The organism is Rhizobium grahamii, from assembly GCF_009498215.1.
Taxonomy (GTDB): Bacteria; Pseudomonadota; Alphaproteobacteria; order Rhizobiales; family Rhizobiaceae; genus Rhizobium; species Rhizobium grahamii_A.
On sequence record NZ_CP043499.1, the window covers coordinates 453,724 to 475,169 of the forward strand.

The 21,446-nt window shown below is 60.6% G+C and carries 15 protein-coding genes and 1 pseudogene; 2 read left to right on the forward strand and 14 right to left on the reverse strand.

Annotated features, from left to right (window positions below; genetic code table 11):
* Positions 1-56: 56 nt before the first annotated feature.
* The 6 genes from FZ934_RS20985 to FZ934_RS21010 all read right to left on the reverse strand — a co-directional run bounded on the left by FZ934_RS20985 (position 57) and on the right by FZ934_RS21010 (position 10,274).
* Positions 57-2,393 carry a cellulose synthase gene (locus FZ934_RS20985; RefSeq protein WP_153272844.1) on the reverse strand — a complete coding sequence of 779 codons (2,337 nt, stop codon included), beginning with the start codon at positions 2,391-2,393 and terminating at the stop codon, positions 57-59.
* Complete coding sequence (locus FZ934_RS20990) at positions 2,390-3,439, reverse strand: glycosyl hydrolase family 8 (protein ID WP_153272845.1); 1,050 nt, start codon at positions 3,437-3,439, stop codon at positions 2,390-2,392. The genes FZ934_RS20985 and FZ934_RS20990 overlap by 4 nt, the downstream gene beginning before the upstream one ends.
* Positions 3,436-5,985, reverse strand: a complete 2,550-nt coding sequence (locus tag FZ934_RS20995; protein ID WP_153272846.1) for a cellulose biosynthesis cyclic di-GMP-binding regulatory protein BcsB — start codon at positions 5,983-5,985, stop codon at positions 3,436-3,438. The genes FZ934_RS20990 and FZ934_RS20995 overlap by 4 nt, the downstream gene beginning before the upstream one ends.
* Positions 5,985-8,174, reverse strand: a complete 2,190-nt coding sequence (bcsA, locus tag FZ934_RS21000) for a UDP-forming cellulose synthase catalytic subunit (RefSeq protein WP_153272847.1) — start codon at positions 8,172-8,174, stop codon at positions 5,985-5,987. The genes FZ934_RS20995 and bcsA overlap by 1 nt, the downstream gene beginning before the upstream one ends.
* A 52-nt stretch (positions 8,175-8,226) precedes the next feature.
* Positions 8,227-9,186 (reverse strand): cellulose biosynthesis protein BcsN, encoded by a 960-nt coding sequence (bcsN, locus tag FZ934_RS21005; protein ID WP_153273971.1) that lies wholly within the window; start codon positions 9,184-9,186, stop codon positions 8,227-8,229.
* A 290-nt stretch (positions 9,187-9,476) separates the two neighbouring features.
* Positions 9,477-10,274, reverse strand: coding sequence for an inositol monophosphatase family protein (locus FZ934_RS21010; RefSeq protein WP_153272848.1), 798 nt, complete (start codon positions 10,272-10,274; stop codon positions 9,477-9,479).
* A 220-nt stretch (positions 10,275-10,494) separates the two neighbouring features.
* Here FZ934_RS21010 and FZ934_RS21015 point away from each other — a divergent pair, with 220 nt between their 5' ends.
* Positions 10,495-11,502: a LacI family DNA-binding transcriptional regulator gene (locus FZ934_RS21015; RefSeq protein WP_153272849.1), complete on the forward strand. Its 1,008-nt coding sequence runs from the start codon at positions 10,495-10,497 to the stop codon at positions 11,500-11,502.
* Between the two features lie 25 nt (positions 11,503-11,527).
* On the opposite strand, the gene FZ934_RS21020 is transcribed toward FZ934_RS21015, so the two are convergent.
* From FZ934_RS21020 to FZ934_RS21045, 7 genes and pseudogenes are all read right to left on the reverse strand, one after another.
* Positions 11,528-12,106 carry a sugar transferase gene (locus FZ934_RS21020; protein WP_153272850.1) on the reverse strand — a complete coding sequence of 193 codons (579 nt, stop codon included), beginning with the start codon at positions 12,104-12,106 and terminating at the stop codon, positions 11,528-11,530.
* A 2-nt stretch (positions 12,107-12,108) separates the two neighbouring features.
* Positions 12,109-13,041 carry an NAD-dependent epimerase/dehydratase family protein gene (locus tag FZ934_RS21025; RefSeq protein WP_153272851.1) on the reverse strand — a complete coding sequence of 311 codons (933 nt, stop codon included), beginning with the start codon at positions 13,039-13,041 and terminating at the stop codon, positions 12,109-12,111.
* A gap of 34 nt (positions 13,042-13,075) precedes the next feature.
* Positions 13,076-14,992 carry a polysaccharide biosynthesis protein gene (locus FZ934_RS21030; RefSeq protein WP_153272852.1) on the reverse strand — a complete coding sequence of 639 codons (1,917 nt, stop codon included), beginning with the start codon at positions 14,990-14,992 and terminating at the stop codon, positions 13,076-13,078.
* The gene (locus FZ934_RS21035) at positions 14,982-16,340 is read right to left on the reverse strand and encodes an O-antigen ligase family protein (protein ID WP_153272853.1); all 1,359 of its coding nucleotides are present in this window, start codon (positions 16,338-16,340) and stop codon (positions 14,982-14,984) included. The genes FZ934_RS21030 and FZ934_RS21035 overlap by 11 nt, the downstream gene beginning before the upstream one ends.
* Positions 16,337-16,606: a hypothetical protein gene (locus FZ934_RS28240; RefSeq protein WP_246737999.1), complete on the reverse strand. Its 270-nt coding sequence runs from the start codon at positions 16,604-16,606 to the stop codon at positions 16,337-16,339. Before FZ934_RS28240 ends, FZ934_RS21035 begins: the two co-directional genes overlap by 4 nt.
* Positions 16,603-17,157 carry a glycosyltransferase family 25 protein gene (locus FZ934_RS21040; RefSeq protein WP_246738000.1) on the reverse strand — a complete coding sequence of 185 codons (555 nt, stop codon included), beginning with the start codon at positions 17,155-17,157 and terminating at the stop codon, positions 16,603-16,605. The genes FZ934_RS28240 and FZ934_RS21040 overlap by 4 nt, the downstream gene beginning before the upstream one ends.
* A 284-nt stretch (positions 17,158-17,441) precedes the next feature.
* Positions 17,442-18,753: pseudogene (locus FZ934_RS21045) on the reverse strand (hemolysin family protein).
* A 254-nt stretch (positions 18,754-19,007) separates the two neighbouring features.
* Between FZ934_RS21045 and FZ934_RS21050 the strand changes: the two are divergent.
* On the forward strand, positions 19,008-20,252 hold the full coding sequence (locus FZ934_RS21050) for a D-arabinono-1,4-lactone oxidase (RefSeq protein ID WP_153272854.1): 1,245 nt from the start codon (positions 19,008-19,010) through the stop codon (positions 20,250-20,252).
* Positions 20,253-20,334: 82 nt separating this feature from the next.
* Here the strand turns inward: FZ934_RS21050 and speB are convergent, their stop codons facing one another.
* Complete coding sequence (gene speB, locus FZ934_RS21055) at positions 20,335-21,381, reverse strand: agmatinase (RefSeq protein ID WP_153272855.1); 1,047 nt, start codon at positions 21,379-21,381, stop codon at positions 20,335-20,337.
* Between the last annotated feature and the right edge of the window lie 65 nt (positions 21,382-21,446).

Below are 21,446 nucleotides of genomic sequence, written 5' to 3' on the forward strand. Positions count from 1 at the left end.
ATTGGCTGGCGTGTCAAACCGTGGCGGAAATTCTTTGCGGATCGACGGCTCGGCCGTCAATCCACCGTATCGGGATGTGTAGCCGCCTTCAGATCAGCAAGGCCGCGATAGCCGTCTTTGTTGCCGGTGGCCGCTGCCGCGTTGAAGATGCGCTCGGCGTCACCGTACATTTGCAGATTGAGATAGCAGTACCCACGCAGCACCATCAGGTCGATCCGCTCCTGCTGCAACTGCGCGCGCTGGTCCAGATAGACAAGGGTCTCGCGATAGCGCTTCGCTCCGTAAGCGGACAGTGCCCGGTCGGAGAGAATGGCAACCTGAAGCTCCGCGGCGCGCTGTCGGCTCTGCGGAGCCTTGGTCGCGGCGACGGCGGCATTGTTGGACAGTCCGGCTCTCAGGTAGGCCAGGCTCTGGCCGTAGGCCGCGTCTTCGCGCACCTTCCGCGTTGGGCTCGCAAGGGCAGCTTCGAACGCTTCGACGGCTTCCATCGGCCGGTTGAGGTCCATGAGGCACCATCCACGTGTCAAAGCACTGCCAGGATCGAGCAGGCGCGCATCGATGGTCGTCGAGCAGCCACGCGGTGTTCTGCTGGCTCGTTGGACGGCCACTGTCCGCATGGCAGGTCGCGCCATGGTCGGCGCCTGCGCCACGTCGACTGTTGAAGCTGGGGCAGTCGTTGTCTGTGGCTGGGTTGCGAGCGGATACGCGGGCGATTGGGACACCGGCTGAACGGCTGTCGGAACGGGGGCTAGAGCCTGTGCTGCCGGGGTCAGCGAAGACGTGTCTCCAAGGTGCGCAATCCGCTCGGATCGCCCGGCCCAAAGACGCTGCACGTCCTGGACACCTCTCCGGTCGTTCAACTGCTCAAGTGTGATCGCCAGTCCATAAGCAGACGGCTCGTCATCTGCCTTCCAGCGCAGCGCCGTCTGGAACCAGCGCGCAGCCGTCTGCGGTTGGTTGAGGGTACGCGCATACCAGCCGAACTGCTGGGCGGTTGGAACGTATTTCTCCGCGATCACCACGGTCGCAATACGACCGAGAACGGTCTCGCTCAGATTGGCAGGCGGCTGCAGCGCCATCAGATTGGCTGTCGCGGCCAGATAGGTTGCCTTCGCGTCGTCGGAATCGTCGTGCCACTTGAACATGACATCCTCGGCTTCCTGCGGCTTTTTCTCGGCAATCAATGCCAAGGCAAGACCCTGGGAGGCGCTGGCGGAATCTTCTTTCGTGCGCGCCGCGCGGAACCATTTTTCCGCGTCCGGGTAGTTTTCACGCCGCACCTGATACCAGCCAAGCAGGAGATTGTCGGACGCCAGCCCTTGCGCTGCGGCAAGCTTCTCGACCACAGAAATGTACTCGGGCGCGACAGCGAGATTGGCATCCCCATTTCCGGCAGCGACGAAGGTTCGCGCGAGGTCGTTGCGGATGCTGTCGAACTCGCGACCGCCGTTTCCGTCCGCCCGTTCAAGTGCAAGCAACGGCTGCATGGCGCCGTAGGGCAGGAGGCTCGATGCCTTCTGCACCGTTGCCAGCCGCTCCTGGGGATTGGTGCAGTTCTTCAGAATGTAGGTGTAGGCATCCTGACCGCGCTGTGCGCGGTCGGTACGCACGAAAGCCTCGGCAACCCGCCAAAGGATATCGATGTCGCTGCAGGTGAGAAGGCTTGGGGTATTTGCGCCAATATCGACAACGGTTGCGTATTGCTTGAGATCAGAGGCATTGACCAGACGGGCACGCGCTTCTGCGACATCCAATCTGTCGAGAAGATCCGCGGGCGGCTGCCAACCGGCTTCTGCTGTCTGCCGGTCCGTGATTGCTTTTCTCAACTCGGCGTAGCGGCCCTCCGAGTAGAGACTCCACATGGTCTCGAGCTGCTTGTCGCCGCTTTGCGGAACCGCCAGCGGATCGGCAGGCGGCACCCAGTTCGGATACAGAGCCTGAAGGCGCGAGATTTCCGCCTGAAGGCGTGCCTTGTCACCACGGCTGGCGAAATAGCGAAGCGCGCTCTCGTCGACCTTCGGTTGATTGCTTGGCTGGGCTGCCGGTGCTGTTTGTGTGGGCGCCTGTGCCGCTACCGGCGCCGGGGTCGGCGAAGGTGCCGCCTGGGCGACGTCGTTCATGGGGTCCGGACCAACCGGTGGCGAAGGAGGCGCGGACGAGGGAGCGGCGCTGGCCGCCGCCTGGATCTGATCGGCAACGAGGTTAATGTCGCGGGCAGGATTCTGCGAGGGTGTCTCGGGACCGGTAATACGCCCCATCAACATCAGCTGCGGTGCAGACCGTCCTGGCGATGCCAGGCCAAGCGCTTCCTGAATCGCCACGCGATCCTTAAGCGCGGTGACCAGACCGGCCACAACGACAGCAACACCAACTGCTATGAAAGAGGATCTCACAGACACTCCGGATGTTTCTCCCCGACGAAGGCCAGCCCGAGGAGCTGAAGCGTGGATGGATAATACAGCGACGGCGCAAACTGCCGGGACGACGCAGGAATCTTTGTCCCACGGGTTACACAGGCCACAACATCGTTAACAATTCGATAACCGGGGTCCGACAGCGATTGCTTCGGGTGCCCGCTTGGCAGGTCGAAGGTAGCTGGCGCGCCGTCGCCTGCGGTCAATCCGGTTGAGAGACGATCGAGCAGGGCCTTGTCGGTCACGCCAGCGCGGGCCAGGTAGAGCGGAATGCGAATGGCGTTGTATCCAAACTCGGGATCGAATCCTTCGGCCGGCTGGGGATGGCGGTTCAGGCTCACCCAGTCTGCCGGGAGCTTTCGCGGCCCGAATTGCATCGCACGCAAGAGCGTCATGCCGTCGTCCGAAAGGGCCTGCCAGGCATCCGAAGGAGCGAGAACGGCCATGACGGGAATGGCCTCGAAGATCAGGTAAGACGGGTTGATGACGGGCCCATCCTTGCGGCCGGGAGCCATGAACCCCTCGGCGCCCGGCAACAGGATTGTGCGCCCGCCCGACTTTACGACGACGTGCGACAGGAGCGATTCGGCGATCTTGGTTGCGGCTGTCAGATAGTTTTGATTGCGCCAGGATGAGCCCGCCATCGCCAGCGCATAGGCAATCAGGATGTCGCCGTCGGAGGCGTTGTTGGTATCCGTCACATGTGGCGTTACGGTCGGATCCCATTTCCACACAGCAAGTCCGTCATCCCTCAGCAGCAGTTCCGTGCGGGTGAAATACCAGATCTGCTCGAAGTCGGACGGATTATTGGCGAGGTAGGCCAGAAGCAGGCCATAGCCCTGTCCCTCGCTGTGGCTGATATTGCCGTTGGCATTGTCGATGATCCGGCCGCTCGCATCAAGGAACTTGGCTTTATAAGCCTCCCATGCCTGAGCAGGGATGGTCGGGTTCTGCGCCGAGGCCGGCGCGCAAACGGAAAACACGCCCATGCAGAGCGCGAGGATGAAGCGTTGCAGCGCCCTCATTGCTTCCTGCCCAGCCGTCCCAGCATGCTTGCCGTGGTGACGCCAATCAGCAGCGACAGGGCAATCAACAGGAATACGTAGGAGAGGATGTTGGTCGAGAGCCAGTTGGCGGCGATCAAGCGATAGTTTGCAAGGCTCCATTGGTCCGAGGTGACAAAATCGAAGCGGCTGACGGGGACGCTGTCGATCTTGCCTGTGCTCGCCGAATAGGTGGTTATGTGGCCCGCGACTTGCGGCCAGCGTTCCTGTGCAGTGATTGCGTTGGCGCCGTCGCGCAGGTCCTTCGCGGATGGCGCCGTCACGACGGTCCAGGTCGAATCACCGGTGGCGCTGCGTCCCTGGGCGACCATGAAGCTGTTGCTGTTCGAGGGTGAGAACTGCTCCTCGGCTCCGGGCACGAACTGAAGGGAGCTGAGGGACATATCGAAATTGCGCCGCAGCCATTCCTGGAACGAGGTGATCTGGCCGCGCCAGACACCGCCGCTGACCTTCGAGCGCCACTCGTCGAACATGACGGTGGTTTCGGTCTGTGTCGTCTGGGTGGCGGCAAGCGGGCGCCAGCCTGCCTGGCTCGTCGTCGCGATGTTCATCTGCGTGAGCACCGCCGGCGGCATTTGCGAGATCGAACCGACGAAGATCGCGTCACGTTCGCCGATGGCGCCCGGAGACGCAGCCGGCTCGACTTCGATCGGACGCCCAGCGACGATCGCCATCTGCGCCAGAATGGTCGCGGTTGCCGACAGCGTGTCGGGGTCGACGCGATCGATGAACAGTGGGATCGCCTGAGTGGCGCGACCATAAGGATAGCCGGTTCCGGCGAAAGCCGCGAGGTTGGGGCGCTGGCCAACGCGCGCGAAGTCTGGAATATGAAGTTCGCTGGTATCGAATAGTGCAAAGCGTGGCCCGACGCCGGCCGTCGTTCCGGGAACGCATATGTCGTCTTCCTTGGTGAGCAGAATGGCTTCCAATGACAGAGTGTTGAGCCCCGGCTTGAAGTGCCGCATCGTGACTCGAATCGGAAGATGCCGGAATATGCCGCCGCCGGTCGCCGTGATCGGCAATGTCGAGGCGATGTTTCCGTTTACGTAGATGTCGACGTGGCTGCCCGGCTGCACGGCCTGCGTATAGGCGGCATCGAGCAGAACTGTCGCCTCGCCATAGGCATTGGCGTAAAAGTCGGCGGGGACAGCGACATTGAAGCTGGTCCGGAAACGTCTGCCGGAAAACTCACTCGACTTCACGCCGAGTTGCGAAAGGGCAATCGTCTTGTCCGAGAAAACGAGAGGCGCGTCGGGCGCGGTCCAGCGCTGGGTGGCAACCACGTCGCGTCGGACGCTTGGTGCGCGATCCGTCGTTGCAACGATCGTCTCGATAGCCGACGAAATCGACGGCCATGAAGGTCCAGTCACCAAAAGAACCGGCGCTCCAGTCCGTGGGTCGGTGACAAACGTCGCCATGGGAGCCGCCTGGGCTGCCGCAGGCACGTCGAAGACAGGCTGCAGTTCCGCAGGCGTGCCGACCAGAACCGTCATCTTGCCGGGACCGGTTTGCGGCAGCGTTCCCGTGCTGAACGAGAACGTTTCATTGGGCATGCCGCTCAACACGGCCATGCCCTGCACCAGCCGCAGCAGCGGCTTGGTCGTGCCAGGCTGCTCCAGCGCGGGCACGACGAAATTGAACTCGGTCTTTCCCGCTCCGTCGACACCGACGGCACGGATGGCATCGGTGCTGGAGAGTCTGGCGGCTTCCTCGCCAGCGAAGCTCAGGTAGGTCTTCGAGGGATCGATGTCTGACCAGAGTTCGTAGGTCGACTGCACGGTGCAATCGGTGCGGTGGCGATGCGTTGCTTCGAATGTCAGCAGATTGGCGCCGGGCTGCAGCAGCCGTGGCGGGACATCGAACGTCACATTCGACTGGCCATCAGGCGAGCCGACTTGCTGGTGCCCGATCACGCGATTGTTGAGGAGGACCGTGAACTCGGATGCCTCGGGCGCAACAACGATTGCATTCTGGTAGGCGAAGTTGAATTTGGCCGGCGCGGCGGCCTGCTCGGGTGTGAGATAGATGGACCAGGACTTGCGATCATACTCGCCGTCAAAGCCGAGCTTGGCGGAAGGAATGAGGTAACGCAAAACCCCGCCTTGTGGCGGTTGATCCGGTTGAGCGGCAGCTGTGGTCGCTACAGGTGCCGGAGTGCCTTGCGGCTGCTGAGCGGGTTGCACCGCGGCGGGCTGGCTGGGAGAGGCCGGCGTCACGGGGATGATCGCGGGGGGTGTCTCGGTCGTTCGAGCAGGAGCGGCCGAGAATGGCGGAATAACGCTGGGCTCGGGCGCCTCTGCCTGTACTGGGGCGCTCGGGGCTGGCGTTGCTGGTGCCGGCGCAACAGCGGGCGCCTGTGGTGTCGAGGGAGACGCAGGCAGCGTAAGGCGTGGCGCTGCTGGCGCTGTCGTCCGCTCGCCCGACATATCGAAGGGTGCCGTTTGCGCAAGGGTAACGGCGGAGCAGGTCGTGACCAGAAGCAGGACGGTGGAGGCGAGCTGCTTCATCAGCCTTGCGCCTTTGCGAGTTCACGCTGCTCTTCCCGCTCGGGGCGCAGGCTGCGGAAGAAATACAGGAGGCCGCGGCTGGTCTGATAGAGCGACAGGCCAAGAAACCATATCGTTCCACGGATCAGGCCGGGATTATAGCGGCGGGCTTGCTGGAACTGGGTCCATTGCGCCGAGTTCGCAAAAATAAGGTCTGCAATCAGCCGGTGGTCGAGCGCGCTCTTTGGCAGGTACTGACATCCGACCGCCAGAAGGCCATCCGACGATTGGATGTTGCGAATTGCGAGCGGCAGCGTCTCCATTTCCGCGCCGCTGTAGGGTTGGAAACGGATCTCGCCTTCCATGCCAACAAGCGACTGATCAAGCTGCTTGTCGAACACATGCAGCCGCGCGCCGTGTACGGAAACGTCCTCGATGGAGGCCGCGTGCCATTTGCCATTGACGCCGAATTCGCAGCGGCGATTGACCCGAACGCGGCGGGAAGATGCCCGCTCGCCACGTTCCGACACGACGCCGAGAGCGCAGCCTGCCATGATCAGGTTGATGACGTTCCAACCGCCAACGACGAGCGTAACGTCGGCCTTGTAAGGTTCGGTGTAGATGCGGAAGATCGTCACGGCTAGGGCGACGATCTGCACCGCAAAGATCACGAAGAATGGCCGGCTGATTTCCGAGAGGCGGCTGACCGCGATCGACTCGTCCTTCGCGGTCACCTTGAATGTCGGTTTGCGCGGATTGAGCATGACAGAGATGACGGCTGGCAGCAGGTGCACCGTTTGGACGTATTCATAAAGCTCGGAAATCCACGGCCAGCGGAACGAACCATACAGATAGTTCTGCATCATCAGGTTCACGAGCATGTAGGCGAGCGTGTAGGCGAGGAATTCGCCACCGGACGCGGTGAAGATCTCCAGGTCGAAGAACAGATAGAAGAGCGGCGCGAACAGAAACACCGTGCGCGGGAACGGGAAGAGCCAGAAGAGCGTCGACGACATGTAGCAAAGGCGCTGCGGGATCGTCAGGCCGCGTTTGAGAAGCGGAAAACGGAACCGCAGGATCTGCATCATTCCTTGCGCCCAGCGGCTGCGCTGGCCGATAAAGCTTGCGAACGTCGCTGGCTGCAATCCGGCAATCAGCGGCTTGTCCACGTAGATGCTGTTCCAGCCGCTGCCGTGCAGGGCAAGTGCCGTCTCGCAATCCTCGGTGATGCTGATGCCGCTGAAGCCATTTTGCGATTCCAGTGCCTTGCGGCTGAGGACCGCGGCCGAGCCGCAGAAGAACGCCGCGTTCCATTTGTCGAGGCCGCGCTGGATGATCCCGTAGAACATTTCGTTCTCGCTCGGCATCTTTTCGAACGTGCGCAAGTTACGTTCAAGTGGATCGGGATTGATGAAGAAGTGCGGCGTCTGGACGAGGAATAGCTTCGGGTCGTCGTCGAAATAGCCCACGGTCTCGAGCAGAAAATCGCGTGCCGGCGCATGGTCGGCGTCGAATACGGCAATGAGCTCGCCGGACGAGTGTTTCATGCCGTTGTTCAGGTTGCCGGCCTTGGCGTGCTCGTTTCGCTCTCGGGTCAGATAGTTGACGCCGATATCCTCGCAAAGCTGGCGCAGTTCGTTGTGACGGGCGACGGCCGCCTGGGCCTCAAGCAGCTTGTTCGAATTGCGCTTCTGAAGCGTGCCGCCGTCATCGAGCAGCCAGACATGCAGCTTATCGGCCGGATAATCCATCGCCTTCGCTGCCGACAGCGTATTGGCAAGCAGATGCGCATCCTCGTTGTAGGACGGCACGAAGACGTCGACGTGAGGAAAGCGCTCAAGCTTTGCGGCGCGCGACGGACGTGGGGGCAAAGGGGTGGCGACGATGAAGAGGCTGAGCGCCAGCATCGCGACGCTGTACATTTCTGCGAGATAGAGCAGAAGGCCGGGAATGAAGTTTTCGAGCTGGTTGATCGGGGGCAGCGTGTTGGTAGTGCGCCAGTAGACATAGCGCAGAACAATGGCCGTGCCGAATGCCAGCGCGACCAGACGCCAGGTGCCGCCGCCGTTCAGCCCTTTGATGATGGCCATGCATGCCACCACGCTTATGCTGGCGATCAGCTGCGTCTGTAGGTTCACCGGCAACGTGATCAGTACGATCACGCAGAGCGAAACCAATGCCCATATCAAGATGCTTCGGGCTTTATGCATCGGTGTCCCTTCGAAAGCATGGAGCCGGCCTGTGTCGCCGGCTTAGTCTCGTCTATCTCCGGCAAGCGGCACTCATTGCCGCATCACCCACGCAGTCTGGCGACGGCACGGTAACTCCGCTTGCCGTCAAGGCTTGTTGTTGGACCGGCGCCGGGGCAATTGCACCGGCTTGCGGCATGTCGGGCCCCGGCACGAGCGGACCGACTGCTTGCGGAAGCACCGGTGCCGTATTCGGGGTAATAGCGGCGGCGCGCCTGACCGGGCCCCTGCTTATCGTCGCCGGTGCCGGTTCGTAGCCGATCGACATCGGCATATTCCGATATCCGCCATCGTCCGGATAAATCGGGCTCCCCGGTCGGCCGATAGTCGGATCCGAACCTTGCGTCAGGCCGTAGGGATTCCAGATCTCACCATTGAATGTCCCGACGATCGTGTAGCCGTAGACGATGCCGAGGAGCTGCCGTTCGGAAGCGCGCGCATCGCACAACCGAAGTCTGATCTGGATCATGCCGAAATTGCGCGCCTGCGTCTGGGCCGAGCGGCTGGAGCGAACCTGCTGCCAGGCGTAAAGGCATGTATCTCCGGTTCTGCTCTTTCCGGACGCATAGCCGAACGGCCCGTAGCTGTTCTGCAGGAAGGTCGCTGACGTCGCCAGCCGCACGCCCGGGACCGCGCTTGCCATCTCGCGCGCAAGACCGCTCTCGCTGACCATATGGTAGGGCGCGCTTCCCGTTCCGGGGTTCTCGCCGCTTGCGCCGAGGAACTGCACCTTCAGGAAGTTCTGGCCGGGTACCGAGGAGGATGTGAACAACGAAATCGTCTGTTCGATGCCGTTGCCACGGGTGTGCTGAACGACATTGACAATAGAAGGGCCGCCAGGCGGAGGCAGCGCTAGCGCTTTCTCGCTGGTAATTGTCTCCGGCATGTTCGGCTGCCGAATGCTCCCTGTCGAGGTGCAGCTGGCTGCTAAACCGGCCAACCCGGCAAGGGCTATCCATCTCAGCAGATGCATCGTTTGGACCACCGCAATCGTTCTTCCTAGCAACCCACACAAATTTCGCGCAGGCCTTTCGAATCAACGACCTAGAGGGTCGCTAGTAATGGTAAACGACGGATATGGTTAACGATCGGTTAACTGCGGTGATGGATGACGCGCCCGTGATCGCCGCTTCCGCGGCCGGGCGGGACCAATATCGGCGATGTTGCCGCCCGCCGTCTCTAGCCCAGTCGGCGGGCGTTTCGCCCGCCAGGACGAATGGTCCGGCAGACGTTTGTCCGGAAGTGCGTAACTCGGTTGTCAGGCTATAGACCGGCGATGGCCTTCAGGTCGTCGATAGCTCCAGGTGCTGTGGCAATGACCGGTGCGCCCTTGGTGAGCTTTTCGCCCTCGGTCGGAAATACATGATACCAGCCGCCTGCTTCCTTCACGAGGCAGTAGCCGGCGAGGCAGTCCCAGGCGTGCATGTAAGGTTCGTAGTAGCCGACCAGACGCCCGGCGGCGACATAGGCGAGCATTAGGGCGCCGGAGCCGTTGCGAATGAAGTTCCCGCCGGCGGTAAGCAGATCCTCGACAATCTTGGCGACGGTCGCGGGTGTCACATGGCTGTTCGCGCCGATCCCGGTGACTGCATTTCGAATGTTGCGCGACGGATCAAGTGTGAGCTTCTTGCCGTTGAGCGTCGCGCCCATGTCGAGTCCGCCCGCATACATTTCATCGTGGCACGGCGCGAAAATGACGCCGACCACGGGCACGCCGGAATACAGCAAGCCGATCGATATGCACCAGTTCGGCATGCCGTTGACGAAAGGGCTGGTCCCATCGATCGGATCGACAACCCAGGTAAACCCGGAGCTACCCGATTGCAGGCCATACTCTTCGCCGAGAATGCCATCGTCAGCGTAAGCGGCCAGTATCCGGGCGCGGATCAACTCTTCCACTTCGCGATCGGCAACGGAGACGACATCCTGCAGGTCCCGCTTCGTTTCGATGACGAGGGTGTCTCGTCGATTGAAGTAGTCGAGTGCGACGGCGCCGGCTTCTCGGGCAATTGCCTGCGCAAGAGCAAGGCGCGCGGGCAAATCGGGGGCTAGGCTTGGCATTTCATGGTTCCTTTAGATCGGCCGGGTTCCGGGCAACAGTTCGGGACAGTCAACCGATTATCCGGCAGACGATTCCAGCTTGTTGCAAACGCGTGCAAAACTCGCTCCGAAACCGACAGCTGTCAATAATGCATTCTTGCATAACCGCTTGAAATGAAAGTCTTCCCGATTGCACGCCTATGCGCACTTGTGCACAATAACGACAAATGGGGAGAGTCGGTTGGCTTCGAAGTTGTTTGTCAGTGCCCAGGAGGTCGCGCGTAGGGCGGGAGTGTCCCGTTCCGCGGTCTCTCGGACGTTTACGCCCGGTGCCAGCGTATCAGCCGAAACGCGTCAACGCGTTCTTAAGGCTGCCGAAGAGCTCGGCTATCACGTCAATCACCTTGCGCGCGGGCTGATGCGCAACGAAAGCGGCATCGTCTGTCTGATCGTGTCGGACGTGGCGACACCCTACCGGGCTGCCGTTCTCCGGGAGCTTACCCTGCAGCTTCAGAATGCAGGCAAGGTCGCCATGCTTATCAATACCGACCGCTCGGATGGCAGCGTGGATAGGGCCTTGCATCAGGCGATCCGCTACCGGGCCGACGCCTCGGTCATCCTCTCCGGTCTGCCCGACAAGTCGATCGTTCAGCTGTGCCTGCGCAGCGGCCAGCGCCTTGTCCTGATCAACCGCGATGACGACCAGCCCGGTCCACTGAGGATCAATGTCGATGATGCCGATGCCGGCTCCAGGGTTGCGACGGCGTTTGCCCGTGCCGGCTGCCGTAGACTGGCATTTGCAAATTCGCTTGCCGGTACGCCAAGTCTTGTGCGTCGCGAGAAGGGCTTTGTCGCCGCTGCCGCCGCGCTTGGGCTGGAGGTGGTCGTCGAGCGTTATGGCGCGACAGGCTACGAGGCAGGGCAGGTGCTGGCGCAGCGCTTGTTGACGCGCAGCGAGCGCCCGGATGCCGTGTTCTGTGCAACCGACCTTCTGGCCTGCGGCTTCATGGATGCCGCGCGCCGGCAATTCGGGCTTGCTGTGCCAAGTCAGCTCTGCGTCGCCGGTTTCGACAATATCGAGCAGGCGTCGTGGCTATCCTACGAATTGACGACATTCGCCCAGCCTGTCGACAGGATCGCGAAGTACGCGATTGACTGGCTTGGGACGGATGACAACGGCGAAGACGGACCCGAGCCAATCACCTTGCCAGCGGAATTGATCTGGCGCAGTTCGATCCGGGGCGGCTGACGTCGCCTCGCGGCTAGCCTCAAGTTCAGCGCGTGGCGGCGTCGCCGCTACCCTTGCCGGCGATCGAGCCGAAGATCAGCTTGAGATCCCGCCACAACCCGGCCGTCCTGATGTACTCCGCGTCGGCCTTTGCAAGAGCCTCGGGGGTGGACATGTCGATCCCGGAGAGCTGCGCCAGGCCGGTGATACCCGGCCGGATCGAAAAGACATTCTTGGCGCGCCGCGCGGCGATGACGCCCTGCTGTGTTGGCAGGCACGGGCGAGGGCCCACAAGACTCATGTCTCCCCGCAACACATTGATGAGCTGCGGAAGTTCATCAAGCTTATAGGCGCGCAACGTGCGGCCGATCGGGGTGATCCAGGCCTCGGCTGCATCATGAGATCCGACGTTGGGCGTACCCGCGGCCATGGTTCGGAATTTGATGCAGGTGAACGGCTTTTCGGCGTAGCCGACCCGCTCCTGCAGAAACAGGGCACCGCCGGGGGAGCTGCGGCGAACGAGATACGCGATGACCAGAAGAACCGGCGAGAGCACGATCAGGCCGACAAGCGAGGCGGAAAAGTCGAGCACGCGTTTCAGTCCGCGATCGAGAGTCTGCAGCATTGTCATTCCTTTTCACGCGGGCGCGGCGACAGCACTCTGTCTAACCCTTCGCGCATCGTGAAGGGAGGTGTCCAGCCAAGCGATCCACAGGTCTGCGAGCCGTCGACCTCAAGCGACTGCGTTAATCGCTGAACGAGCTCGGCCTTTCCAAGCATGCGCGCTGCCCTCTCAAGCACGACCACAGGAAAGGGCAACAGCATTGCCGACGTACCCGCAGCCGAGGCGATCATCCTGAGCAGCTGTGGCGTGGAAACAGCATCACCGTCGCTTGGCAGCAAAACCTTGCTCGTCACCGTCGGGCGAAGTGCCGCCGTCACGATGAGGTCCGTCAGGTTCTCCAGATAGATCATCGAGCGACGGTTTTCGACCGACCGCAAGGGCAGCGGCAGGCGCTTTCTGACAAGGCCGGCGAGGGCTTCGAAGCTGCCGCGTCCTCCCTCACCGTAAACGAGCGGCGGACGGATCGATATCGTCGTCAGGCCGGTTCGCTCGCCGATTTCGGCGAGACGCTGCTCCGCTTCCAGTTTGGAGCGGCCGTAGGCGCTCTCGGGCGACGGAATAGAGGTCGGCGTGAACGGACGACCGGGTACCGTCATTTCCCCGTTCGCCTTGATCGAACTCAGGAAAATGAAGCGCTTGACGCCAGCCGTCGCGGCTTGCTCCGCAAGCCGAGCGGTTCCGTCGACGTTGACAGTCCGATAGCTGCTGTCGTCTGTCTTTCCCTCGATAACATTCTGGTTTGCCGCGGCGAGGTGGACGACCGTATCGATGCCCTTCAGGGCCTCGGACCAATCGGTATCGGTCCCGACATCGGAAATGGGAAAATAGCCGGGCAGAGCGCGGCGGCTCACGGCTCGGTAGGGGAGGCCGCGTTGCTTCAGGGTTTCCTGCAGCCCCTTACCGATGAAGCCGGAAGCGCCTGTTATCAAAAACATTCAATCTCCATCAGGTGGGAGGAGGTCAAGGCCTTCAGGGCGCGAGTTCCTGCCTTAGCGACACAAGATCAACGACCTTCTCGAAGGGGCGATAGCCGGAGACGAGTTCGCTCAGGCAAACTCGAAGGGCCGCCGCATCTCCAGCGAGCGCGAAGTCGCGCAGTTCGTCGAGCTTGGTCGACAGCCCCGGCCACGGCATGAAGTGCTCTGTTGCTGTCCGGATCTTCGGATGCTCTGTAAATTCGGGGTTGTCGCTGATCAGCAGCTCTTCGTAGAGCTTTTCGCCGGGACGAAGGCCGGTCGTGACAATCTCGATATCGCCCGCCGGGTTTTGATCGTCGCGCACCGTCAGTCCCGACAATTCGACCATCCGCCGCGCCAGATCGATGATCTTGACCGGTTCACCCATGTCGAGCAGGTAGACGTCGCCGCCTTTGGCCATGGCGCCGGCCTGGATAACGAGCTGTGCGGCCTCCGGCACGGTCATGAAGAAGCGGGTAATCTCCGCATGGGTCAAGGTGATCGGGCCGCCGCGACCAATCTGCTGGCGAAACAAGGGAACGACTGAGCCCGAAGAACCAAGAACGTTTCCAAAGCGGACCATGGAGAATGTCGTTGTCGAGCTCTGCGCCGCCTGTGCCTGCAGGACCATTTCCGCAAGCCTCTTTGTCGCGCCCATGATGTTGGTCGGTCGGACCGCCTTGTCGGTGCTGACAAGGATCAACCGGTCCACACCGGCGGCAACTGCCGCTCGTGACACGGTGAGCGTGCCGAAAACATTGGTCTTGACGCCCTCTGCGGGGTTTTGCTCGACAAGGGGAACATGCTTGTAGGCGGCGGCGTGATAGACCGTAGCCGGTTGCCACGTGTCGAATATGCTTTTGATGCGCGCCTCGTCGCAGACGCTGGCGAGCAGCGGCACGATCGGAAACATATCCTCCGTCACGTCGCCCGATAGCTCGTTGTGCAGCGCATAGATGCCGTATTCGTTCTGATCGAGCAGCAGAAGTGCTGAAGGCTGGAGTTTCGCGATTTCACGGCAAAGCTGGCTTCCGATCGAACCAGCAGCGCCGGTGACGAGGACCACGCGCCCCTTCACATTCTGCTCGAGAAGCGATGGATTAGGAGGTACTGCGCTACGTCCAAGCAGATCTTCGATGTCGAGATCCTGCAGATCCGTCAATTGCGCGCGCCCGACCGCAAGCGCGCCGATATCGGGAACGGTGCGCACTGCTACTTTGGCGCTTCTCAGCGTCTCGATGATTTCGTTGCGGCGTGCCCTGTCGATCTGCGGGAGGGCCAGAAGCACCGTCCGTACTCGCAGCTCGGCGCAGGTCTTCAGAATGGTTGCGGGATTGAAGACCTTCACGCCGTTGATCAGGTTGCCCTGCAAACCGGGGTCGTCGTCCAGAAAGCCAACGACCTTGAATTCGCCTCCGTGACCCAGCGCACTTACGAGCTGCCGCCCTTGTGGGCCGGTGCCATAAACGAGGGTCCTGACTTCGGTGTTCTGCCTCAGAATGCGGTTATAGGCATCGTAGAGGAAATAGCGCGCCACGAAGCGCGAAAGGCCAACGGCGAGGAGCAAAAGCAGCGGCTGCAATATGCCGACCGTGCGCGGTATCGTCGGAATGCTGACGACAGTGAAAATCACCATGTACAGCAATCCGTAGATCGCCACGCATTTGATCACCGTGACGAAAGCGGCCCAGCCGATGAAACGGAATATCGCTCTGTAGAGGCCCGAGGTCACAAAAAGCGGTAACGCAATCAGCAGCGATACGGGAATCGTGACGTATTGGACGCCAGACAGGGCATACCAATCGTTGAAGCGAAAGCAGAACGCCAGCCAAACGGTCAGAACACAGAGGCCAGCATCGAAAATGAGCGCCACGAGCCGCTTGGCCGGCCGCGGGATAGCGAGAATTCTCTGGGTATAGCTATCCACGATGCGATCCGCCCTGGCCGATCATTCCGCCCTCGAGTCCCGTAGCCGTCGAGAGCTTGATGTCTCTTGCGCGATCACGCATGCGAAGAGTGCATGCAAAAGTCAAGGCGCCGCAGAGGAGGACGAAGCTCTCGCCGATGGCAAGCCGGTTGTTGGAGTTGCTGAGAATCGTGAAGCAGAAGTAGATCACGAATGTCAGGTAGCATGAAAACGCGCTCTTGCTGATAACGCCTACAAGCGCGGCCCGGTGCAGCCGGTAGATCGTGGCCGCAAGAATGAACACGAAAATGCCGAGACCGACAAAGCCGTAGCGGACAAGGATCTCGAGATAGCCGTTGTGGATCAGCGTATAAGGAACGCCCGCATAGTCGGTCGTATGCCAGATCGTCAGCCAGCCGTTGCCACTACCGAAGATCGGATGCACCTTGAGCACCTCGAGCGCGTTGGTCCACAGCTGAAGACGTTCATCCAGTGACGTTGGCGTTCCGTTCGATGCGATCGCGTCCTTCATGACCGCAATGAGGGAATCGCCGTCGTAGAGGCGTGTGCCGATACCGGCTACCGAATTGAATGTCGCCAGTGCGACTTTCTCGACATTGGCGCGGACAAGATAGGAGCCGACGACCACGATGCCGAGCAGGGCGATCATTGCAGTCCTGACATGGGTCTGGCGGATGTAGACGAAAGCGCAGATCACCATGGTTGCCAAAGCCGGAAGCATAGCAAGCCACACGCCCTTGGATTTGGCGCCGTAGATATTGAAGAGGGCAAACGCCATGATCACCAGCGCCAGGGCGATTGCCACGGTTCTCGCACGTCGCGCGGCACCGACTTCGATCTGGTGGGCCATGAAGTGAAAGACGCCCAGAAACAGAAAACCGCAGCCGACGGCGCCGTGTATCGAATTGTGGTGAAGGAGAGGGGAAATCTGCTCGCCGGCCGCGATCGACCGGTACGGCGTGAGAACGACGAAAAGCAGCACCGCGATCGTGAAGAGCGCAAACAGCGCTCGTTCGACGGATTTCCACGTCGCCGCAAGAGCGACGCCGAGGATCGGAAAAAACGCCGGAAACACATAGAGCCATTCGGAAGCACCATGTTCCCCGAAAGCAATGTATTCGAATAGGAACCGGATCAGCGCGTAAGCTGCCCACGCCACGCACAGCACCGCCAGCCAGTCTCGCATGACGCGACGGCAATCCGCCTGGCAGGTGACGGCGGTTATGATGGTCAAAGTGATGGCGGCGTAGCGGTAAACGTCGCTTTCGACGACGACCGCGGACATGAACGCCAGCCACAGGACGACGGGAACAGCGGCGGCGATGCGGTTGTAAACGGGTGTTGTGTTCATCCGAGTGCGTACTTTATCCGTCGGGTTAACTCGATGATGCGAAAGATGTGCGTCGGGATCTTCCTGATGCCGCGGAGCTTGATCGAACGGTACTTGGCTCGATCGGCTATCTGGCTTTCCTGCGACCGTTCCGAAAGATGCAGGACATTATCCTTGACGCTGTAGACGTCGAGGCCGGTCGCCCAGCCGCGTTCCAGAGCAATATCGTAAGGTAGTTCGATCCGCTCCAGCTTTTCGAGCAGCCTCAAGGCGCCCTTGCGCGTCACCAGATAGCAAGCAGCAGACCCTTGGGGCCAAACAGACAACGACCGACGTCGTCGCCGTGGCTTGTTCTGGCGACGCTGCGATGAAACACTGTTCTGTGGTTCAAGAGCTTTACGACATCCGCGGACGGTGCGGCAGCAAGGATTGCGGCTGCGCGTTCAACGAGGTCTGCCTGCAAGGAGACGTCGTCTTCCATGATAATCGCGGTATCGGCACTGCTGGCGAGGAACGTGCGGATTGCGCTCATGTGCGCCAGATAGCAGCCATACTCGGCCTGCAGCATGGGGCGCCCGTTGGCGCGAACGAAGGCGCGGTGCAGATAGAATGGCGCCTCTGCGAGCGAAACCTTGCTTGCATCGACGCCTGCAACCCGCTCAACAACTAGTCCAAGCCTCTCTGCTTCGCTCTGGATGTGTTCCCATCTGTCGAAAGAGCGATCGAGATTGATGACGTAGGCCGCAATGGAATCGGGAAGCGTTTGGCCGCAAGCCGTTGCGGTCAGCTTTGTCGCTTCACCCAGTTGCGTCTCCTGCGTGGACAGCCGATCCTGCATCACCGCTCTTCCAAACCTCTTCGATCAGAACAGCCAGAAAATGACATTTCGATGATCGGCAAGCACTCGCCCATAAGGTGCGTACTGCATTAATGCGTCTTCATGGTAGGCGCAAGCCGCCTGAAACGCAGCCGGTGTCGCTGTCACCGTATCGGCGTTTGAGCGCGCTGTTATCAGTCAAATGTAGCGAAGGAAACCAAAAGTTTTCCACAGTCGCGATGCCGTCAGGCCTGATTATCGGCGAAAAGGGATGGAGTGCGTGCATCCGCCGCACTCCAGTTTGCTTAATGCAGGGATTGTCCGCCATCCGCGGCGGACGGCGGTGTTTCGGCTGTCAGCAGCAGCTTGTCGATGCGGCGTCCGTCGAGATCGATGACTTCAAATCGCCAGCCGTTCTTGACGAAGCTCTCGCCAAGATCCGGCAGATGCTTCAGTTCCTCCAGAACGAGACCGGCAACCGTCTGATAGTCGCGATCGTCGTCAGGGGCAAAGCCCATGAAGTTTGCAAACTCGTCGATCGGCGTCCAACCGGAGACGAGATAGCTGCCGTCATGGCGGCGAACGATTGCCTGTTCGCCGATGGTGTCCTCCTGTACCGCGCCGAGAATACCCTCCAGGATGTCGCCTGACGTCACGATGCCTTCGAAATGGCCGTACTCGTCATAAACGAGAACCAGGTGGCAGGGGGACCGGCGGATCGCCTGAATGACATCGAGAGCACCCGACAGATCGGAAACCACCGGCACCTCTTGTACCATGCCGGCGATATCCACCTTCTGCGATGATGCCAGAGCATCGTAGAAATCCTTCGCAAGCAAAATGCCGATGATTTCATCGGAGTTGTTTTTGCGGACTGGAAGTCGGGCCTTCGTCGAGCGCTGAAGCTGGCTCCGGATCTCTTCGAAGCTGTCCTCGATGTCAATCACCTCGACGTCGCGGCGTGGTGTCATCAATGCGCGCGCGTTTCTGTCGGCCAAACGCATGACACCCGAGATCATCGCCGATTCCTCGGTTTCGATCACACCGGCGCTGTGTGCTTCCGCCAGAACGGTCTTGATTTCTTCGTCGGTGACGCCATCGGCCGTCTTTCCGGATTGGCCGAGGATGCGAAGGACGAGCCTGCCGGAAAAGTCCAGCAGCCAGACAAGCGGAGATGCCAGGCGCGACATCCACAACATGGCGGGGGCGACCTTGGCTGCGACGGCTTCAGGCGCGCGCAAGGCGATCTGCTTCGGCACCAGTTCGCCGACGATGAGCGAGAGGTAGGTGATTGCAACGACGACGGAACCGACGCCGAAACCGTCGGCCATCGCCGGGACAAGCCCTGCGCGGCGAGCCAGCCGGACAGGCGAGCGCCGAGCGTCGCACCCGAAAACGCCCGGAAAGCACACCGACAAGGGTGATGCCGATCTGCACCGTCGATAGAAAACGGCCGGGGTTCTCGGAGAGCTTGATAGCAATGGAAGCGCCTCTGCTTCCCTGGTCCGCGAGAACCTTCAGTCGGGCCGGGCGTGAAGAGACTACAGCAAGCTCGGACATGGCCAGAACGCCATTCAGGACCGTAAGAATAATGACAATCGAAATTTCGAGAAGCAAAATCGAACCTTATGTTTTTTGCAGTTCTGCAAAGATAGGCAAACTATGCGCCGAACGCCAGTCGAAGAAATGTGACTGACATCTTAAGAGTAATAACGCGCATTCATTCGCTCCGATGATGCGCTCTGCCATGGAGCGCTACCGGCGCCTTTCGCGATTCCCAAGCGGAGGCTCTTATGATCATCCTTGCGTCGCCATCGGAGTGATTCTCGGACGGCGGTCGTTCAATTCCGTACAGCCTGTCGAGGTTCCTCATGAAAACCCCACCGAGCACCAACTGGGCAGCGAGCTTTCGCTACGGCTTTCGCGACTGCGTTTATCCGACATCCGTCGATGCGCTCTGCGAGACCGTTGCACGATCCAAAAATCTGAAGGTTCTCGGCTCTCGGCATTCATTCAATGCGATCGCCGATGGCGATCTGGCTGTCATCTTGTCCGATATGCCAGTTGATCCGGTTGTGGAAGCTGATGGTGCAAGCGTTTCGGTGGGTGGGCACGCGACATACGGGGAACTCGCCAGTTTTCTCAATGAACGCAAGCTCGCAATCCATAATCTCGCGTCGCTTCCGCATATTTCGATTGCCGGCGCCATAGCGACGGCCACGCACGGCTCGGGCGATGGGAATGGAAATCTCGCAACGGCGGTAAGCGCAATAGAGTTCGTCGCTGGTGACGGCACTCTCGTTCGCCTTAAACGAGGTGATCCCGATTTCCCAGGCGCTGTCGTGCATCTGGGAGCGCTTGGCGTCATTACCCGGGTGACGCTGGATGTGTTGCCGGAGTTCGAGGTCGCGCAAGGCGTCTATGAGGGACTATCGTGGCCCGCTTTGCTCGAGAATTTCGATGCGATCATGGGGGCATGCTATAGCGTCAGCGTTTTCACGCAATGGCGCGAGCAGGCCGGTGCGATCTGGCTGAAACGCAAGGCTGGCGCTTATAACTGGGCCGAAGATATGTTTGGCGCGATGCGCTCGACGGTCAAGCGCCATCCCATCATTGGACTGGACCCGCAGAATTCGACCGACCAGTTGCAGCAATACGGACGCTGGTCGGATCGCCTGCCGCATTTCAAGATGGGATTCACGCCAAGCAATGGCGAGGAAATCCAGTCGGAGTTCCATGTTCCACGGCGGTTCGCGGCTGCTGCCATTGAAGCGCTTCTTGGTATTCGCGAGCGCTTTGTCCCTTTGATCCAGGCCAGCGAATTTCGCACAGTTGCCGCTGACGATCTCTGGCTAAGCCCGCAATACCAGCGTGATACGCTTTCAATCCATTTCACGTGGGTTCGAGAACAGGCTGCCGTCGATGAGGCCGTTTCTCATATAGAGGAGGCGCTTTCTGCGTTCGAGGCCCTGCCGCATTGGGGCAAGGTGTTCTCGCTGCGCCCGATTGGCCGGCTCTATCCGAAGTTTGCAGATTTTTCAGCGTTGAGGGATCGATTGGATCCTCAGCGGAAGTTCTCCAACCAGTGGCTGGAGACCGTTCTCTCTGAGCGTTGACCGTTGAGCCTGCTCCGGCCGCGGGCTTCCCTTTACAGGTCGATGGCGGAGCGAAAAACGCGCTGCCATCGACTGTGTTTAATCAGCCCTTGGTCACGGCAGGGCTGAATACCAGCAGGCTCAGGATTTCAAACAACACCTGAGCACCAGCCTGCGCGGTGTTGGTCGTGCTGTCATATTGCGGCGCCACCTCGACGACATCGCCTCCGACAAAATTGAGCCCCTTCAGGCCGCGCAGGAGTTCCAGAGCCTCACGGCTGGTCAGGCCGCCGATCTCGGGCGTGCCGGTGCCTGGTGCAAAGGCGGGATCAAGGCTGTCTACGTCGAAGGACAGGTAGGTCGGGCCATCGCCGACGATCTGCCGAGCCTTCTCGATGATCGCCGGGATGCCCATCCCGTTGATTTCCTCGGCGTGAATGACCGTCATTCCGGATTCATAGGAGAATTCCCAGAGGTATTCGGAAGGCCCTCTGATTCCGATCTGGATCGTACGCGTCGGATCGAGGACGCCGTCCAGAACGGCATTGCGCATCGGGCCGCCATGGTGGAACTTCGTCTGGTCAAACGGGCCGCCGGTATCGCAATGGGCGTCGATATGGATAAGCCCGACGGGCGCCTTGGCGCCGACCGCTTTCAGAATCGGATGCGTGATCGAGTGGTCGCCGCCGACGGAGAGCGGAATGACGCCTGCTTCGACAATCTTGCCGATAGCTGCCTCGATATTCTGATGGCATTGCTCCAGCCGGTAGCGGCTCCCAAAAGGGATATCGCCGATGTCGGCGGCGCGCAGGTCGTAGGCCGGTGCGCAGTCCAGTACGTGGTTATAGGGACCGATACGCTCGATACTGCGCACTGCGCGCGGTCCGAAGCGTGAACCCGGCCGATTGCTGACGCCGAGATCCATAGGGATACCGACTGCGGCAACCTGAAGGTCTCCGAAATCAGGAGCGGCAAAATTCACTTCCTTGTAGGGCAGGCCTGCAAAGGTCGAAATACCGGAATAAGGTGCCGCGCGCGTCCCTCCTTTGAAGATTTTCTCGGCCACGCGCCTGAAACGCGGATCGAAGAACTCGGCACTGTCGCCAAACTTCTTGCGCAGATCCTCTAGGTGCTTCTTCAAATCGACCATTTCGTATTCCTTCTTCCCCAGTTCTTAATAGAATTTCTGATGACGGCCGCTCGCTGAAGTCGGGC

Coding starts and splice junctions, on each gene's coding strand:
- FZ934_RS20990 (WP_153272845.1), bottom strand. CDS start 3,439: ATGAGGGCGCTGCAACGCTTCATCCTCGCGCTCTGCATGGGCGTGTTT.
- FZ934_RS20995 (WP_153272846.1), bottom strand. CDS start 5,985: ATGAAGCAGCTCGCCTCCACCGTCCTGCTTCTGGTCACGACCTGCTCC.
- bcsA (WP_153272847.1), bottom strand. CDS start 8,174: ATGCATAAAGCCCGAAGCATCTTGATATGGGCATTGGTTTCGCTCTGC.
- bcsN (WP_153273971.1), bottom strand. CDS start 9,186: ATGCATCTGCTGAGATGGATAGCCCTTGCCGGGTTGGCCGGTTTAGCA.
- FZ934_RS21010 (WP_153272848.1), bottom strand. CDS start 10,274: ATGCCAAGCCTAGCCCCCGATTTGCCCGCGCGCCTTGCTCTTGCGCAG.
- FZ934_RS21020 (WP_153272850.1), bottom strand. CDS start 12,106: ATGCTGCAGACTCTCGATCGCGGACTGAAACGCGTGCTCGACTTTTCC.
- FZ934_RS21025 (WP_153272851.1), bottom strand. CDS start 13,041: ATGTTTTTGATAACAGGCGCTTCCGGCTTCATCGGTAAGGGGCTGCAG.
- FZ934_RS21035 (WP_153272853.1), bottom strand. CDS start 16,340: ATGAACACAACACCCGTTTACAACCGCATCGCCGCCGCTGTTCCCGTC.
- FZ934_RS21040 (WP_246738000.1), bottom strand. CDS start 17,157: ATGCAGGATCGGCTGTCCACGCAGGAGACGCAACTGGGTGAAGCGACA.
- FZ934_RS21050 (WP_153272854.1), top strand. CDS start 19,008: ATGAAAACCCCACCGAGCACCAACTGGGCAGCGAGCTTTCGCTACGGC.
- speB (WP_153272855.1), bottom strand. CDS start 21,381: ATGGTCGATTTGAAGAAGCACCTAGAGGATCTGCGCAAGAAGTTTGGC.